The 17,934-nt window shown below is 37.7% G+C and carries 15 protein-coding genes; 10 read left to right on the plus strand and 5 right to left on the minus strand.

Annotated elements, in window-relative coordinates; genetic code table 11:
- Positions 1-15 precede the first annotated feature (15 nt).
- From PMI13_RS05880 to PMI13_RS05900, 5 genes are all read right to left on the minus strand, one after another.
- Positions 16-498 (minus strand): GNAT family N-acetyltransferase, encoded by a 483-nt coding sequence (locus PMI13_RS05880; protein ID WP_007841608.1) that lies wholly within the window; start codon positions 496-498, stop codon positions 16-18.
- A gap of 23 nt (positions 499-521) precedes the next feature.
- Entirely contained in the window at positions 522-1,940 is a 1,419-nt protein-coding gene (locus PMI13_RS05885; protein WP_007841609.1) for an aminotransferase-like domain-containing protein, read from the minus strand.
- 54 nt (positions 1,941-1,994) lie between these two features.
- Positions 1,995-2,357, minus strand: a complete 363-nt coding sequence (locus tag PMI13_RS05890) for a hypothetical protein (protein WP_007841610.1) — start codon at positions 2,355-2,357, stop codon at positions 1,995-1,997.
- A 203-nt stretch (positions 2,358-2,560) separates the two neighbouring features.
- Positions 2,561-2,755, minus strand: a complete 195-nt coding sequence (locus tag PMI13_RS05895; RefSeq protein WP_007841611.1) for a cold-shock protein — start codon at positions 2,753-2,755, stop codon at positions 2,561-2,563.
- 23 nt (positions 2,756-2,778) lie between these two features.
- Positions 2,779-3,207, minus strand: a complete 429-nt coding sequence (locus PMI13_RS05900) for a cold shock domain-containing protein (protein WP_007841612.1) — start codon at positions 3,205-3,207, stop codon at positions 2,779-2,781.
- A gap of 1,055 nt (positions 3,208-4,262) precedes the next feature.
- Between PMI13_RS05900 and PMI13_RS05905 the strand changes: the two genes are divergently transcribed.
- The 10 genes from PMI13_RS05905 to PMI13_RS05950 form a co-directional block, all read left to right on the plus strand.
- Entirely contained in the window at positions 4,263-4,979 is a 717-nt protein-coding gene (locus PMI13_RS05905) for an NUDIX hydrolase (protein ID WP_007841613.1), read from the plus strand.
- 17 nt (positions 4,980-4,996) lie between these two features.
- Entirely contained in the window at positions 4,997-6,481 is a 1,485-nt protein-coding gene (locus tag PMI13_RS05910; RefSeq protein ID WP_007841614.1) for a xylulokinase, read from the plus strand.
- Positions 6,482-6,588: 107 nt separating this feature from the next.
- Positions 6,589-7,917, plus strand: coding sequence for a xylose isomerase (xylA, locus tag PMI13_RS05915; RefSeq protein ID WP_007841615.1), 1,329 nt, complete (start codon positions 6,589-6,591; stop codon positions 7,915-7,917).
- A gap of 92 nt (positions 7,918-8,009) precedes the next feature.
- Positions 8,010-10,901, plus strand: a complete 2,892-nt coding sequence (locus PMI13_RS05920) for a SusC/RagA family TonB-linked outer membrane protein (RefSeq protein WP_007841616.1) — start codon at positions 8,010-8,012, stop codon at positions 10,899-10,901.
- A gap of 12 nt (positions 10,902-10,913) precedes the next feature.
- Positions 10,914-12,869, plus strand: coding sequence for a RagB/SusD family nutrient uptake outer membrane protein (locus PMI13_RS05925; RefSeq protein ID WP_007841629.1), 1,956 nt, complete (start codon positions 10,914-10,916; stop codon positions 12,867-12,869).
- Positions 12,870-12,956: 87 nt separating this feature from the next.
- Entirely contained in the window at positions 12,957-14,132 is a 1,176-nt protein-coding gene (gene uxuA / locus PMI13_RS05930) for a mannonate dehydratase (RefSeq protein WP_007841631.1), read from the plus strand.
- A 33-nt stretch (positions 14,133-14,165) separates the two neighbouring features.
- Positions 14,166-14,981, plus strand: coding sequence for an SDR family oxidoreductase (locus tag PMI13_RS05935; RefSeq protein WP_007841633.1), 816 nt, complete (start codon positions 14,166-14,168; stop codon positions 14,979-14,981).
- A 105-nt stretch (positions 14,982-15,086) separates the two neighbouring features.
- Complete coding sequence (uxaC, locus tag PMI13_RS05940) at positions 15,087-16,505, plus strand: glucuronate isomerase (protein WP_007841641.1); 1,419 nt, start codon at positions 15,087-15,089, stop codon at positions 16,503-16,505.
- A gap of 3 nt (positions 16,506-16,508) precedes the next feature.
- Positions 16,509-17,516, plus strand: coding sequence for a sugar kinase (locus PMI13_RS05945; protein ID WP_007841647.1), 1,008 nt, complete (start codon positions 16,509-16,511; stop codon positions 17,514-17,516).
- Positions 17,513-17,934 (plus strand): bifunctional 4-hydroxy-2-oxoglutarate aldolase/2-dehydro-3-deoxy-phosphogluconate aldolase (locus PMI13_RS05950; RefSeq protein ID WP_007841649.1); only part of this gene is annotated, 422 nt, incomplete at its 3' end. The genes PMI13_RS05945 and PMI13_RS05950, both read left to right, overlap by 4 nt.

The raw sequence follows: 17,934 nt of genomic DNA on the forward strand, positions 1-17,934 counted from the left end.
AGAGGGATTTTTATGCTAATCAAAGTTTAGTTCCATTTTTACATTGCAGCGCTCATAAGGTGATTCGGATACAGGGACATGCTTAAATCCAAGTTTTTCATATAATCTGACAGCCGGAACCAGTTTCGAATTTGTTTCGAGGAAAACCTGATCTGCATTTTCTTCCTTTGCAATATCTATCAGGGCTTTTCCGATTAAATACCCGATTTGTTTTCCCTGTGCTTTCGGGCTTACTGCCATTTTTGCAAGCTCATACACTGTGGAAGATTCTTTAGACTGTATGAGGGCACATGTACCTACTGCCTCACCATTGAGCAGGGCAAATACGATATGTCCGCCTTTATTGATAATATATTCTTCCGGGTTATTCAGTACCTCATAGTCTTTCTCCTCCATTTTAAAATAAGCCGTAATCCATTCTTCATTTAATTCCTTAAAGGCTTTCTGATACTCTGGGTGATAAGTCACTATTTTTACTTCGTCGGCTCTTTCTATCATTTTTTATAAATTTTATTCGTTGTTTATATATTGTTTTTAATCATTTTTCCTAATCGTTCCAGGTCATTTTCCACACGGTCTGTCCATTCCAGTCCATAATTTAACCGCATACAGTTTCCATACTGATTATACTGGGAAAACATTCTTCCCGGCGCAAAACTTATTTTTTTACTGAAAGCTTCATCATATAAATTTTCAGTACAGATTCTCTTATCCAGTTCCAGCCATAGCATAAATCCGCCTTTAGGCTCGGAGATTTTGGTATTGTCCGGAAAATAGGTTGTTACCGCTTTTTGAATCTGGAGATAATTAGAGTATAATTTCTTCCTGAACATTCTTAAATGATGATCATAACGCCCATGTTCCAGAAAATCTGCAATAACATCTGAATAGAATGAGGGGCTGCATACCGTCTGAAGAAGTTTCTGACGGATAATTTTATCTTTGAATTTTCCAGGCGCTACCCAACCTACACGATATCCCGGAGCCAATGCTTTGGAAACTGATCCTACCCACATAACAAGATCTGCTTCATCATAGAATTTACAAGGTTTAGGTCTTTCCGTTCCAAAATAAAGATTACCATAAATATCATCTTCTATCAGGGGAACATTGTAATCAGTAATTAACTGTACCAATTCCTTTTTCTTATCATCGGGCATCTGAAACCCTAAAGGATTGTTGAAATTCGTTACAAAACAACAGGCTGAAATTTTAGGTAATTGTTCCTTTAATGCATCCAGGTCTAAACCATAAATAGGATGAGTCGGGATTTCCACTGCCTTTAATCCGAGCAACTGAATCGCCTGAAGAATTCCAAAATAAACCGGGCTTTCCACCGCTACGGAATCTCCGGGTTTTGTGACCGCCATCAGACAATTATAAATTGCATTCATCGCACCGGATGTAATGACCAGGTCATCTTCAGTGATCTTTCCTTCGAGAACCAGTGACCATTGGGCTATTTCACGGCGTAAATATTCATTTCCCTGCACGGGTTCGTAATTCGTTCCACTGTCATTTTTACTTTTTACCACATTAAGCATACTTTTTTTCAGCTTTGCTAAAGGCAGGAAACTCTTCCCAGGAATCCCCAATGCGAATTGGGTAACATCCGTATTGGAAATAGTCCCGAAGACTTTGTCAATCAGATCTTCGGGTGTCTTTTTTATTTCAGATCCTTTAAGATTTACCACTGAAGGTAATGCCAGTTTCCGTTGTGAAGTCTGGCTGACAAAATATCCGAATTTCGGGCGGGATTCCACCAAAGAACGGCTCTCCAGTTCCATATAGGCCTGTTTGATCGTATTCAGGCTTACATTATGTAATTTCTGGGCACTTCGGAGGGATGGCAACCGGTCACCGAACTGTAGCGTTTCGCTCTGTATTTGTTCGGTGATTGCTTTTGCGATTTTAAGATATAAGACCTCTTTTTTGGGCATAGAAGATTTTTAAATAAATCGTTGAAGTTATTAATCAGATACGAATAATTTACATCAAATACTTAACCAATTGATCATTCTGTCGATGCTGCTTTTCAGCTGCTCAGGTTTTCTGTAATTTCCAGAATCATTTCTTTTAAAAAATTTCCGGGCATGTAAGGTAAATGCCTCTTTTTCTTCAGGTTTTAAATCCGGCTTGTGATATACTTTAAAATCTGTTGTCCCGGTTTCGTTGATGACCAGGCTTGCAAAGCCTGAAATATTTTCCTTTTTTTTAACCAAAAGAAAGGGAATGCCAAAAATTTCATTCACCCTTTTCAAATTTGATGCCTGAAGAAAAATATCTTTTAATGCTGTGATATCTGCAATATAAACTTCAGAGAACTGAAGCTGCTGATGTTGAAGAGTGGTTTCCATACTGCTTTGCTTTTATATAGTGCAAAGTTACAGAGTTCTTAAGTTTGGGTACAGATACAGAAGTGTGTATTATTATGGGTACAGATAATAACATTAATTAATTTAATCAGATATTATCATTTCAAGTTTTTCAAATAGGGTTGGTTATAAAATAAAAAAAGCTCCTTTCGGAGCTTAATCGATATTAATATAATGAAATATTATTATGCCAGCTGTACATTTACAGCGTTTAATCCTTTCTCTCCTTTTTGTACATCAAAAACTACTTTATCATTTTCACGGACTGTTTTTGTATTCAATCCTGAAGAATGTACAAATATATCTTTTCCTCCGTCTGCCGGGGAAATGAATCCGAAACCTTTTGCTTCGTTAAAAAATTTAATTGTGCCTTCTTGCATTATATTTATTTAAAAAATTGTTGTTATTTTACTAATTGGATATTGATTGCGGAAAATCCTTTTACCGATTTTTCCTTTTCGAAAGAAACTTTGTTTCCTTTTTTTACAGGTTCCGCACAATTGTTATTATGGAAAAATACATTTTCCTTGGAGTTGTTTTCAGTGATAAAGCCATAGCCTTTTTCACTTAAAAATGTAACGATTCCTGTTTTGCGTACATCTTCTTCAATGATTGGCGCAGCACCCAATTGGATGTCTTCCAGGTTAATTTCCTGTCTTTCTTCAGGAGGAGTAGAGGTAAGTCGTCCGAACTCATCTACATAAGTGAACATGTCTTCCAACTTTTTCCCTTTGTTATTGTTGGTTTTACGTTCTTCGCGTTTTAACGCTTTTTCTTTTTGTTTTTGAATTTTTTTCTTGAAATTTTCTTTTTTAGAGAAAGAATCTGCCATAAATTATTTTTAGTATTTAGTTATTTTGTATGTAATGCTTTGTTTGTTTTTCAAACGCAGCCTGGGAATAAGATCATAAATGTGATTTTCAAATACATTTAGTCACTGTTTCACTGATATCTTTAATGCATTCGATGCATTGAAGCCGAAGAATTAAGGTCTTCAATCTTAATATTTCCATCGGAATCCCGAAATTCGGAACGTCCGCTTCTTTGTAATCTTTCTTTTGAATTCTTTGATTATGTTTAAAGAAAGGAAACTTAAGTCTGTTACTTCTTTTCTTACATGATTTCTGAATTCCGAAAAAACTTAACTGATTAATGTTTTCCTTTTGAAAAAGAATTGGAGTGAATTTTTGCTAATTTTTTAACTCCATCTGATGTAAACTCTTTACAAAGGTACGATTAATTAATTGATTTATAACTATTTTCCTGAAATACTTTCTACACAAAGTGCTTTCAGCTTATTTAGGCGTTAAAAATTATCAAATATGATTTACTGTTTGTTTACTTTAAGAATATAAAAAATTGATATAATCAGTATTGTATGATTGCTGTTAATTAAATCTGGATTTCTAATGTTGGGGTGAAATTAAGCAAGAATAAATGGACATTCTTAAATTAATGAGTAAATATCTAAGCTAGATGTCCAACTAATTTTTGATAAAATTACCTTTTTAGCATGATTTTATATCCTGGAATACAAAAATGGTAAATGAAAAATCATTTTTTTTAAGCATTTTGCTATTAAAAAGTGTAAAAAACACACTTTTTAATAAAAAAAAAAATAACTTTTTTAAGATTTGTTATCATAAAATTTTGCCTTAAAATTTAATTGATTTTCCTGATGTTTTTTTTGTTCAATTATCTGTTAATTCACATTTTATAAGATCAGTAATCGTTATTTTTATGATAACCTTATCATGTTTTTTATACAATTGTTATCATGAAAAATCGATATGTAAATTATTGATATATAGGTGTTAGCGTAAAAATTATTTTTTTTATTCAATTGAATTTTTATATTTGTCATGTTACATAAATGTTAACACTTGCATGAGCCCTGATTTTATACATACATATGTTTCTGTTGATTGTGTTGTTTTTGGATTTGACCATGAAAACAGATTGAATATTTTATTAGTAGAAAGGAATCTTGATTCGGAAAGACAGATAAAGCTTCCGGGAAGCCTTATTTTTAGTAATGAAGATGTAGATGATGCTGCAGAAAGAGTACTTCATGAGCTGACAGGAATAAAAAAAATGGTTCTGAAACAGTTCAAATGCTTTGCAGATCCAATGAGGGCAAGCAGCCAGGAAGACATCAATTGGATGGGAACAGAGTATAAGCATCATATTGACAGAATCATTACGGTGGCTTATCTTTCCCTTTGTAAGATCGATCATAAGATCAACAGTACAAAATATGCTACAGTAGATTGGTGTCCGGTGGATAAGCTTCCATCACTGCCTTTTGATCATAATAAAATTATAAATGAATCTTTAATTGAGATCAGAAAATGGATTGAATCCGATTTCTCTATTATTTTCGAATTGCTCCCGAAAAGATTTACCATCAGGCAATTACATAAATTATATAGTGCTCTGAGCGAAAAATATATAGATATTAAAAATTTCCATAAAAAAATTTCATCATTCAGCTATATTATTCCTCTGGAAGAAATAGAAAAGAATGTATCACACCGCGCAGCAAGGTATTACAAATTCGATGCTAAAATCTACAAGAAAAATAATACTAAACTAATAAAATAATACCACCTTTTGAAATTATGTACTTACTAGGCTATGATATTGGCAGTTCTTCTGTGAAAGTATGTCTCATAGAGGCATCCAGCGGAAAAATGATCGCATCAGAATTTTCTCCTAAAAAAGAGATGAAAATTATTGCGACAAATCCGGGTTGGGCAGAACAAAATCCAGGTGATTGGTGGATCAACCTGAAACTTGCGCACGAAGCTGTAATGCACGAAGCGGGAATCCATCCCGAAGATATCAAAGGAATCGGTATTACCTGGCAGATGCACGGTTTGATTTTAGTAGATAAAGACCAAAACTTATTAAGACCTTCCATTATCTGGTGTGACAGCCGTGCTGTGCCTTATGGTGAAAAGGCTTTCAGAGAAATCGGAAAAGAGAAATGCTTGTCACATCTTTTGAATTCTCCAGGAAATTTTACGGCTTCAAAATTAGCCTGGGTCAAAGAAAACGAACCCGAAATTTTTGAAAAAATAGATAAAATAATGCTTCCGGGAGATTATATTGCCATGAAACTTTCGGGGCAGATTGGAATGACAATCGAAGGCTTATCAGAAGGAATTTTCTGGGATTTTAAAAACAACTGCATTTCTGAAGATATTATCAATTATTATGGAATTCCAAAAAGCTTTTTCCCTGAAATTATCCCTACTTTCGGTATTCAGGCAACGGTTTCTGCTGCAGCCGCCGGGGAATTAGGCTTAAAAGAAGGGACTCCGATTTCCTACAGGGCAGGAGATCAGCCCAATAATGCATTGTCATTAAATGTTTTCAATCCTGGTGAAATTGCTTCTACAGCAGGAACTTCAGGCGTTGTTTATGGGGTTTTGGATCAGCTTGAATATGATAAATTATCAAGAGTAAATACTTTTGCACACGTTAATCATACTCCGGAGCAGATAAGATTAGGAGTATTGCTTTGCATTAACGGAACAGGAATTTTAAATTCTTGGTTAAAACACAATTTCGCAACCTCATTGTCTTCTTACGGAGATATGAACGACCTGGCTTCACTTTCGCCGATAGGCTCCAAAGGATTAAGTGTGATTCCATTCGGAAACGGAGCCGAAAGAGTCCTGGAAAATAAAGATACAAACTGTTCGATCCACGGAATTAATTTTAACATCCACTCAAAAGGAGACATCCTGCGTGCGGCACAGGAAGGAATTGTCTTTTCTTACGAATATGGTATGAATATCATGCGAAACATCGGGATAGATATCCAGGTGATTCGGGCAGGAAATGCCAATATGTTTTTAAGTTCGATTTTCCGCCAGTCACTTGCCAGTGTAGGCAACGCGGTCATTGAGCTTTACGATACAGACGGAGCGATAGGCGCTGCGAGGGCTGCAGGAATGGGAATCGGGTTTTATGCAGATTCTAAGGAAGCATTTTCATCACTCGAGAAAATAGCCGTGATAGAGCCTGAACATGAAAAACAAGAACAATATTTAGAAGCCTATTCAAGATGGAAAAATCATCTTAAAGAAATAATATAAATCAACAACGGCGGAAATTTTCCACAATACTTACCGGCTATTCAAAGTCAGTGAGCGGAGATTTCTACAATAAATTTTACAATAAATTAAATATAAATCAGATAAATATGAGCACTTTAATGGGTACAAAAGAGTTTTTTACAGGTATCGGCAAAATTCAGTTTGAAGGAAAAGAAAGCAGAAATCCTTTAGCTTTCAGATATTATGATGCTGAAAGAATAGTGATGGGAAAAGCAATGAAAGACTGGACGAAATTTGCAATGGCCTGGTGGCATACTTTGTGTGCCAACGGAAGCGATCCATTTGGCGGACCTACCATTCATCACCCTTGGGATATCGGAAATGATGCAGTTACAAGAGCAATGCACAAAATGGATGCCGGTTTTGAATTTATGTCTAAAATGGGCTTCAATTATTACTGTTTCCACGATATTGATTTAGTAGATCCTGCAGATAACTGGAAAGATTATGAAAAAAATCTTCAGACTGTTGTAGAATATGCAAAACAAAAACAACAGGAAACCGGAATCAAGCTTTTATGGGGAACGGCAAATGTTTTTACTCATCAAAGATACATGAACGGAGCTTCGACCAATCCAAATTTTGATGTTGTGGCCTGCGCAGGAACACAGGTTAAAAATTCTATTGACGCAACGATTGCTCTTGGTGGTGAAAATTACGTTTTCTGGGGTGGAAGAGAAGGATACATGAGCCTTTTGAACACAGATATGAAACGTGAAAAAGATCATTTGGCACGTTTTCTTTCAATGTCCAGAGATTATGCGCGTAAACAAGGTTTTAAAGGAACTTTCCTGATTGAGCCAAAACCAATGGAGCCTACGAAACACCAGTACGACTACGATTCTGAAACAGTAATCGGGTTTCTGAGACATTACGGTTTAGATAAAGATTTTAAATTAAATATTGAAGTGAATCATGCAACATTGGCAGGTCATACTTTTGAGCACGAACTTCAAGTGGCGGTAGATGCAGGGCTTTTGGGAAGTATTGATGCAAACAGAGGAGATTATCAAAACGGGTGGGATACCGATCAGTTTCCGGTAGATTATTATGATATGGTTCAGGCTTGGCTGGTTCTTCTTCCGGCGGGCGGGCTAGGAAACGGAGGTGTTAACTTCGATGCTAAAATCAGAAGAAACTCTATTGATGCTGAAGATTTATTTATCTCTCATATTTCAGGAATGGATGTTTTTGCAAAAGGATTGCTGGCAGCTGCGGATATCCTTGAAAATTCAGATTATAAAAAATTAAGAACAAACCGTTATGCCTCTTTCGATAGCGGAAACGGGAAAGCTTACGAGGACGGAGCCCTTACTTTGGAAGATCTTCAAAGAATTGCTCACGAAATAGGAGAGCCTCAACCTAAAAGTGGCAAACAGGAATTGTTTGAAGCCATCGTAAATATGTATATCTAAAAAAATAAAAAGGCTGCTAAACACTAAGGATTTTCACAAATTATAATTATTAATGGCCTTTTATTCAAACCTAATATTAAAAAATAATAATTATGAACCGATTTTATTTTGGTAGTAATAAAGCTGCATTGTTTTTTGCAATGGCTTTGTTACCCTCAGGCATAGTTTATTCCCAGGTTAAAAAAGATACTGTAACTAAAGAGAAGAAAATTGAAGAGGTCGTTGTAATCGGGTACGGTACGCAGAGAAAGGAAGCAGTAACAGGATCTGTTGCTACCGTAAAAGGAGATGCTCTTCGTGAAGTACCTTCATCAAACATTACGCAGGCATTGCAGGGAAGAACTGCAGGTGTTGATATTACGCAGACTTCTACAAAACCCGGAGCTGCAATGCAGATCCGGATCAGGGGAACAAGATCGCTAACGGGCGATAATAACCCGTTAATTGTTCTTGACGGTATTCCTTTCGTAGGATCATTGGGAGACATCAGCTCAAGTGATATCAAAAGTATTGATATATTAAAGGATGCTTCTGCTACCGCTATCTATGGATCAAGAGGGGCAAACGGGGTAATTCTTGTAACAACAAACAGAGGAAGCAAAGGACAAAAGCCAAGGTTTACCTATAATACTTTTACCGGAGTTCAGACTTTATTTTCCAAATATCCTATGATGGACGGGCCTAAATTTGCCCAGCTTCGTGCTTATGCTATCCCTGCCGGAAATACAACACCTCTGTATAGCAATGGTGCCGATGAAAGCAATAGTACAAATACAGACTGGCAGGATTTGTATTACAAACCGGCTATGATGACCAGTCATGACATCGGTGTTTCAGGAGGAACAGAAGGTGGGAATTATAATGTGGGCTTGTCTTATTTTAAGCAAAATGCATTAATCCCTCTTCAGAGTTATGAGAGATTTGCCCTACGTACAGCGATTGACCAACAGGTAGGAAAGATTTTCCGATTCGGTTTTACAACCAATACCAACTACTCTATATCAGAAGGAAATGGAGTAAACCCGGGTGCCGTTTTAGGATATTCTCCTATTGCTAACCCTTATAATCCTGACGGAAGCTTTAAAAGAGTTATGAATACAGCGGGAGGAATCGATCAGACATGGATATATACACGCAAAACCTTAGAAAGTTTAAATGATAAATATGTTGATGAGACGAAATCTTTCGCATCATACAATAATCTTTATGGTGAAGCAAACCTGCCTTTGACCGGACTAAAATACAGGTTAAATATAGGTTTGGACTATCGTACATCCAACAGTGGAAACTATGCGGGAGTAGGAGTATTTAATACCAATCCGCTAGGACCTTCATCTGCAGGCAGAGGTAATAACCAGACTTATCACTGGGTACTGGAAAACCTATTAACCTATGACCGTACTTTTGGTAAGCACAAAGTAAATGCAGTAGGATTGTATTCTGCAGAAGGCAACAGGTATACAAGCTCATATATGAGTGCAAAGAATGTTCCTGCAGATTTTTTCCAGTATTACAATCTGGGACAGTCTCCTCAGGCAGATATTACAGTAAGACCTGAAGACCAGATATATTGGCAGACCGGTTTGCTCTCAGCTATGGGAAGGGTAATGTATACGTATGATAATAAATATATGTTGACAGCAACTCTTCGTGCCGATGGATCTTCAAGACTTGCGCCGGGAAATAAGTGGCATACCTATCCGGCGCTATCACTGGGATGGAACGTTACTAATGAATCGTTCATGCAGAATATAAAAGTTCTTAATCTTTTTAAACTGAGAGCAGGTTGGGGACAAACTTCCAATCAGGCAGTAAATCCATATTCTACGTTGGGAGCACTTACCGTTACCCCGTATAATTTTGGAACTACAAACAGTACGGGAGTGTATGTAAGCCAGGCTCCAAATCCAAATCTTGGTTGGGAATACTCCAAAACACAAAACTATGGAGTAGATTTCGGATTATTTAAAAATCGTCTTACAGGTAGTGTAGAGTATTATAAAACACATACTTATGACCTTCTGACTCAGAAGAATCTTCCGCCATCCACAGCTATCGGATCTATTGTATCCAATGTTGCCGAAACAGAGAATAAAGGATTTGAAGTAAGCCTTAATGGGATCATTTTTGATAATCCTGATGGCTTCACCTGGGAGGCAGGTGTTAATTTTTACACCAATAGAAACAAAATTTTATCACTTGCATCCGGAACTACACGTGATGTAAACAACTTATGGTTTGTTGGGCATAATATTAATTCTTTATATGATTATCAGTATGTTGGCCTTTGGCAGGCTGGTGACCCTTATCAAGGCATTCTGGAGCCGGGAACTGCGGCTGATGTCGTAGGATCTATTAAAGTTCTTTATACCGGAGGTTATAATCCGGACGGAACTCCTGTAAGAGCAATCGGGCCGGATGACAGACAAATTTTTGATACCGCTCCGAAGTACCAGGGAGGATTCAATATGCGCTTTGCTTACAAAAATTTTGAACTGAGCACGGTAGGTGCATTCCAGCACGGAGGAATCCTGATTAGTTCAATATACGGATCTGCAAGTTACTTAAACAGATTAACAGGAAGAGGAAATAATGTGGATGTTGATTACTGGACGGAAGACAATACAGATGCATATTTTCCACGTCCCGGACGTCACTTAAGTGGTGATAACCCGAAATATTCTTCTACTCTTGCCATGTTTGATGCCTCTTATCTAAAGCTTCGTACGATAACTTTAGGATACAATGTTGATAAGGATTTCTTAAAAGATTTAAAAATCACAGGTTTAAGAATTTACTTTACAGTAACAAACCCTGTGGTGCTATTCTCTCCTTATCATAAGTTTTCAGGAATGGATCCTGAGCCCAACTCGTACGGGAATGAAAATCAGGCGGTAAGCGGATATCCAAGCCGTCAGCTGATTATAGGAACTAATAATCCTTCTACAAGAAATTATTTAATGGGACTTAATTTAACTTTTTAAAACTGTACAGTCATGATAAATTTTAACAAAAAACTGGTATTGGGAGCAATCTTTTTATCACTAACATTTACAGGATGTAATGAGATTCTTGATGAGCAGCCAAGATCAACATACACTGTTGACTACTTTAGTACACCGGAGGGGATCAATCAGAGCTTTACTTCCTTATACAGGCAGTTACGGATGTTGTATGGTAACGGTTACTTTATGAGTAATTGTCAGAATGGTACTGATGAATCTACCTGGGCACAGAGTGCTGATGGTAATTTCAAAGAATTGGATATGTCCGGACAAGGAAATATCAATTCCAATACTTTCCCGACGAGTATGATCTGGGGATCTGTTTTTCCCTACATCAATACAGCCAACGGAATTATAGAAAAAGGACCGGGATTCGGAATTGCTGAATCAATGATTTCTGAAGCAAGATTTTTCAGGGGGTTTGATTATTTCATGCTGGTTCAGACATATGGAGGAGTTCCTTTGGATTTAGGTGCCGGAGAATTAAAATTTAATACTGTACCTGCGACAAGCTCCACAAGAAATACGGTTCCGGAAGTATATACCAAAGCTATTTTTCCGGATCTTAAAACAGCAATTGATAATCTTCCCGCCTCACCACGGGTGACCGGAGGAGTAACAAAGAATGTTGCAAGGTTATTTTTAGCTAAAGCTTATCTCACTTACGGGTGGTGGCTGCAGAATCCTAACAATATTCCCACTTACCCGGAAGCATCAAGGAATGATCCGGATGGTCACAATGCTCAATGGTACTTCCAGCAGGCTTACGATATAGCTATGGCGGGAATTACGAATCCGGGAAGCTATGGTCTTCAGCCTACTTTCTACGATGTAAATGTAGGTTCTAATGACAGAAATAATGAGTGTATGCTGTATGCAGACCACACTCAGTCCAGTACATACTATAACGAAAGTGATCCTGTAGGATTTGGTTCCGGCTGGTCGCCGGATAACTTTGCAGCATGGATGCAGACCTGGAATTACACTGCTATAAAAAGCAGCAAAACAACGGCATGGAGCGGAGCTGATGTGGTAAGTTCCATTCAGCGTGAAGCTGCCCAGCCACTGGGACGTCCGTGGGTTCGTATGTGTCCTACAATAAGTGTAATTAAAAATACGTTTGCAGATAAAACCAATGATTCACGTTACGATGGAACATTTGTAACCACCTATAGAGGAAATTGGAATAAAAACGGAACCGGACTTACCAATGTAGCGGTATTATATAACGCCAACAATTTACCGGTACAGCCGGGAGGTGCTATCCTTAGCTTTCTTAATGATGATTCGCAGACTCCGTCATATCCTTCAGGATCAGGACAGAGCGGGGTAGGAGCAGGAACGTTGCCGGGAAGAGCAGACTGGGTTATTGCTCCCAACGGAATCAACAGGATTGTATATCCTGGTTTATGGAAAATAGGAACTTATAGAACAGATGATCCTAATGGCTTAGGATATCCGAATGCCGGACTTACGCGTCCGTTCAATGTGGCTAAATTTTCCGAATTCTATTTCATCGCCGCGGAAGCAGCAGTAAAAGGCGCTTCAGGATCAATGACAGCCAGAGATCTTATTAATGTAATCCGTGCAAGAGCAGGAAAATGGAGGTTTAATAATGCTCAAAATGTGGCTTATATTGCAGATAATAGTGCTGCTATGACCGCTGCAACACCTGCGGCGATTACCATCGATTATATCCTTGCAGAAAGATCACGCGAATATTACGGGGAATTCTACAGATGGTATGACTTGGTTCGCACACAGAAGTGGGAAGAATATGGAGCTTCTTATCAGATCGGAGGTGCTTCTTACGGAGATCATACCCTACAAACAGTGACCAGAACGATAAAACCTTTTCATTATCTGAGACCTATTCCTCAAAATCAGCTTGATGCCATGGAAGTTTCTGCCGATATTAAGGCCAAATATCAGAATCCTGGTTATTAAAATTATTTAGTTTCACATTCATATATAGTTAGCAGGGCAGATCCTAAAAATGTCTGCCTTGTTTTTTAATTAAAATTTTAAAAGACTATGGAAAGAACATGGCGTTGGTTTGGCAAAAAAGACAAAATACAATTAAATATGCTCCGTCAAATCGGTGTGGAAGGCATTGTTTCCGCATTACACGATGTTCCGAACGGAGAAGTTTGGTCGTTGGACGCAATTAATGATTATAAAAATTATATAGAAAGTTTTGGTCTTCGCTGGTCTGTCGTAGAAAGTCTCGCAGTAAGTGAAGCAATAAAATATGGAGGAGAAAACAGAGACCAATTAATAGAAAATTACATTAAGAGTCTTGAAAATCTGGGAAAAGCGGGAGTAACGACGGTTTGTTACAACTTTATGCCGGTTCTGGATTGGGCTCGAACAGATTTGTTTCATCAATGGGAAGACGGTTCGTCATCATTATACTTTGATAAGGCCAAATTTGCTTATTTTGAAATTCATATTCTGCAACGGGAAGGGGCAGAAAACGAGTATAGTTCAGAGATCCTTCAGAAAGTAAGAGAGTTAAAAAATACTTTAACAGAAGAGGATAACAACAATCTGATAGATTCTGTCATTGTAAAAACACAAGGTTTTGTCAACGGAAATATCAGAGAAGGAGATTTAAACCCTGTAGAAAAATTTAAAAGTTTATTAGCATTATATGATGGAATTGACAAAAACCAGCTCCGTCAGAATATGAAGTATTTCCTTGAAAAAATAATGCCTGTCTGCGAAAAATGGAATATTCAGATGTGTGTGCATCCCGATGATCCGCCATTTTCATTGCTGGGCTTACCAAGAATTGTCACCAACGAAGAGGATATCGACTGGTTTCTGAATGAAGTTGATAATCCACATAACGGGCTAACATTCTGTGCCGGTTCTTTAAGTGCCAATCTTCAGAACAATGTTCCCGCCCTGGCTCAAAAATTTGCATACCGCACAAAATTTGTCCATTTAAGAAGCACCAATGTCTTTGAAAACGGAGATTTTATCGAAGCGCATCATTTAGGAGGAAGAGGAAAGCTTATTGATGTAATCCGTGTATTTGAAAAAGAAAATCCGGATTTACCAATGCGTATCGATCATGGAAGATTATTTACAGATGATATTGATAAAGATTACAATCCCGGGTATTCATTCCTTGGAAGAATGTTGGCGCTGGGGCAGATTGAAGGCGTAATGGCTGCAGTACAGTCGGAATTACAAAGAAATTAATCTGCAGAATTGAACAAATTTATAAAAGTAAAAATGAACGAAATATTCAGCATAAAAAATAAAGTAGCCATAATTACAGGTGCTTCAGGTGTTTTAGGAGGAAGCTTGGCTAAAAGTTTCATAGAAGCCGGAGCAAAAATTGTTGCGCTGGGAAGGAATCAGGAAACATTAGATGCAAGGGTACAGGAACTGGCAGATTTAGGCGGCGATGCTTTTGCTGTGGAAGCCAACGTAATGAATATCGAAAGTCTGGAGGGCGCTTCAAAGAAAATCCTGGATAAATTCGGAAAGATTGATATTCTGCTCAACATCGCCGGAGGAAACATTCCTTCTGCAACATTATCTCCGGACCAATCTTTTTTTGACTTAAAAATGGAAGCCTGGAACGAAGTGACCGATCTGAACATCAACGGAACCGTTTATCCAAGCTATGTTTTTGGGAAAATAATGGCAGAGCAGGGAAGCGGAAGTATCGTGAATATTTCGTCGATGGCAGCTTACTCAGCAATTACAAGAGTTGCAGGTTATTCGGCAGCCAAATCCGCAATTACCAATTTTACTCAATGGCTTGCTTCGGACGTAGCATTGAAATTCGGAGATAAAATTCGTGTGAACGCTGTTGCTCCAGGGTTTTTCATTGGCGATCAGAACCGTGCGATCCTATTAAATTCTGATGGTTCTTTAACTGACCGGAGTAAAAAAGTAATTGCAAAAACACCCATGCAAAGATTCGGAGAAGTAGAAGAGCTGAATGGAGTTGTACAGTTCCTGTGTTCAGATGCAGCAAGTTTCATTACAGGAGCTTTATTGCCGGTTGACGGTGGCTTCAGTGCATTCAGCGGTGTTTAAGATTAGAATTATTTTCTTATATAAAAAGCTTTGGATGAATTTTTTGAGTTGTAAAAAATGGCAGTCATAAAAGTACTATTAAACTTAATCTTTTTACATTGAATAATGAAGCTTTCCATTAAAAATAAAGAAGTTTTCGGAGAATTGTTTTTGCTGGAATCGGCAAAAGCAGAAAATCTCTATTTCGGGTACGCGAAAGAAATGCCGATAATTGATTATCATAATCATCTTGAGCCGGAAGTGATTTCAAGTAATCAGCATTTCCGTTCCCCTACAGCAATCTGGCTGGATGGTGACCATTACAAATGGCGGGCGATGAGAAATTTCGGTATTGAAGAGCAATTCATTTCCGGCAAAATTTCAGATCTCGATAAATTCAGAAAATGGGCAGAAGTTGTGCCATATACACTTCGTAATCCGTTATTTCACTGGACGCATCTGGAGCTTAAAAAGCCTTTCGGAATCCACGAATATCTTTCCCTGAAAAATGCAGATTCGATTTATCACCAGATGAATGAAAGTTTACAGAATCCGGATTTTTTACCACAAGCAATTATTCAGAATTTCAGCGTGGACTCTCTGTGCACCACAGATGACCCTGCTGATGATTTAGAGTATCATAAAGCGTTAAAGAACAGCAGTTTCAAAACAAAGATTTTACCCGCTTTCCGTCCTGATTCTTACCTCAATATTACTGATCCGGAGCAATATATTTCGGGAATCAGAAAACTTGAAAATATCAGCGGAATTTCAATAGAATCAGTTTCAGATTTATTAAGTGTGCTTCAGTCAAGAATTAATTATTTTGCAGAAACAGGAGCTAAAATAGCCGACCACGGCTTTGAATATTTTCCCGATACAACAAAATGGACCACAGACTTAGAATCAGAATTTTCCGAATTTTTAAAAGGAAATAACCCAATATTCTCAGATCCTGAAGCCTTGTGCGGTTATTTGTTGAAAGAACTTTGTAAAATGTACGCTGAAAAAGGCTGGGTACAGCAGTTTCACGTCGGTGCAACCAGAAACAATAATTCTGAAATGCTCAGAAAAATCGGAATCAATGCAGGTTACGATGCCATCGGCGAACAATATTTTGCTCAGCGGATGAGTGCTCTTCTGGACGAGTTAAACTCTGCCGGACAGCTCACCAAAACTATTATTTATAACCTTAATCCCACTTTCAATGAAGTGCTTGCTTCACTTGCCGGGAATTTTAATGAAGGTGGAATAAAGTCTAAAGTACAGTTTGGGGCAGCATGGTGGTTCCTCGACCAGCTTGATGGGATGAAAAAACAGATGAACACACTTTCCAACATCGGTCTTATCAGCACCTTTGTCGGGATGCTCACCGATTCCCGAAGTCTTCTTTCGTTCTCAAGACACGATTATTTCAGAAGGCTTCTGTGCAATATGTTTGGTGAGGAAATTGAAAGAGGAATGATTCCCGATGACGAAGAATGGATAGGTAAAATCATTCAGGATATTTGCTATCACAACGCGAAAAATTATTTTGAAATTTAAAAGATGCGGGATTCATTTTCAAATAAAATTATATGTTTCGGAGAATTGCTTTTGCATTTTGCTCCGGATTTCCATGGAAATTGGTTGAATGATCAGTCAATGAAGGTTTTTGTTGGCGGAGCCGAGTATAATGTAGCTTCTGCGCTTGCCCAATGGAATAATTCTGTAAAACTTCTTTCAGCTCTGCCTGGGAATTTTATTGGAAATCAATTAGAAACCCTGCTGAAAAACAAAGGAATCGAAATTCTTGCAGAGAAAAATAACGGCAGAATCGGAACTTTTTACTTGTCTTCGGATGGTGATATGCAAAACACATCGGTAGTCTACGACCGTTTTCCGTCGGTTTTCGCGCAGTCGGATTTTAATACCTTCAGCTTCGATGAAATATTCTCAGAGGTAAAATGGCTTCACATAAGCACCATTACCCCTGCATTAAGTGAAAGTGCTTATGCAAAATGCTTCGGTTTAATGAAAGAGGCAGCCTCAAGAAAAATCACGGTTTCTCTTGATTTGAATTATCGGGCAGCACTTTGGAAAGATAAACGCTCTTCAGAAAAAATAAAAGCGCTGATGCCTTTTGTGAGCATCCTGATGGGAAATATCTGGTCTATTCAGCAATTTTTGGAAATTCCGATAGAATATGAACTGAATGGAAGCTTTGAAGATAAAAACCTTTTGAAGCAGGCTGAAAAATCAGCTTCCGAAATTCAGAAAATATATCCCAATGTAAAAATGACGGCCAATACGTTTCGTTTTACGAACGGTGAGGAAGTCAACTATTATGCCACCTTATTTGCTGATGAAAAGCTTTTTGTTTCGCAGCCATATTACTCGGATAAAATTGAAGAAAGAGTAGGAAGCGGTGATTCTTTTATGGCTGCTCTGATTCACGGAATAATAAAAGGAAATTCCTTGCAGCAAGTTTTAGAAGATGCTGCGAAAGTTGCTTTCAAAAAACTTTTTGTGAAAGGAGATACCATTGATGACAGCATTAATATTGAAAAATTATGAGTTTATTACTACAAAAAATAAAAGAACAGAAAATCGTTCCGTTGTTTTACAACGAATCTTTCGAGGTTTCAAAAAATACTGTAAAAGCTTTGTACGAGGCAGGAATCCGTATGATTGAATATACCAGCCGCGGAGTTCAGGCTTTGGAAAATTTCATCAGGCTCAAAGAAATTGCAGCTACAGAATTTCCCGGACTTTTATTAGGAATAGGAACTGTGAAAAATATAAAAGAAATGGATGATTACGCTGATGCAAATGCAGACTTTATCATTACACCGGTCATCAGTGAAGAGCTTGTAAAACATTCTGCATCAAAAAACATCATTTTAATTCCGGGATGTTTCACTCCTTCCGATATCAATCTGGCCTTTCAGAACGGACTTCGGCTGGTCAAGATTTTTCCGGCAGATGCTTTGGG

This window comes from Chryseobacterium populi, assembly GCF_000282115.1.
Classification (GTDB): Bacteria; Bacteroidota; Bacteroidia; order Flavobacteriales; family Weeksellaceae; genus Chryseobacterium; species Chryseobacterium populi.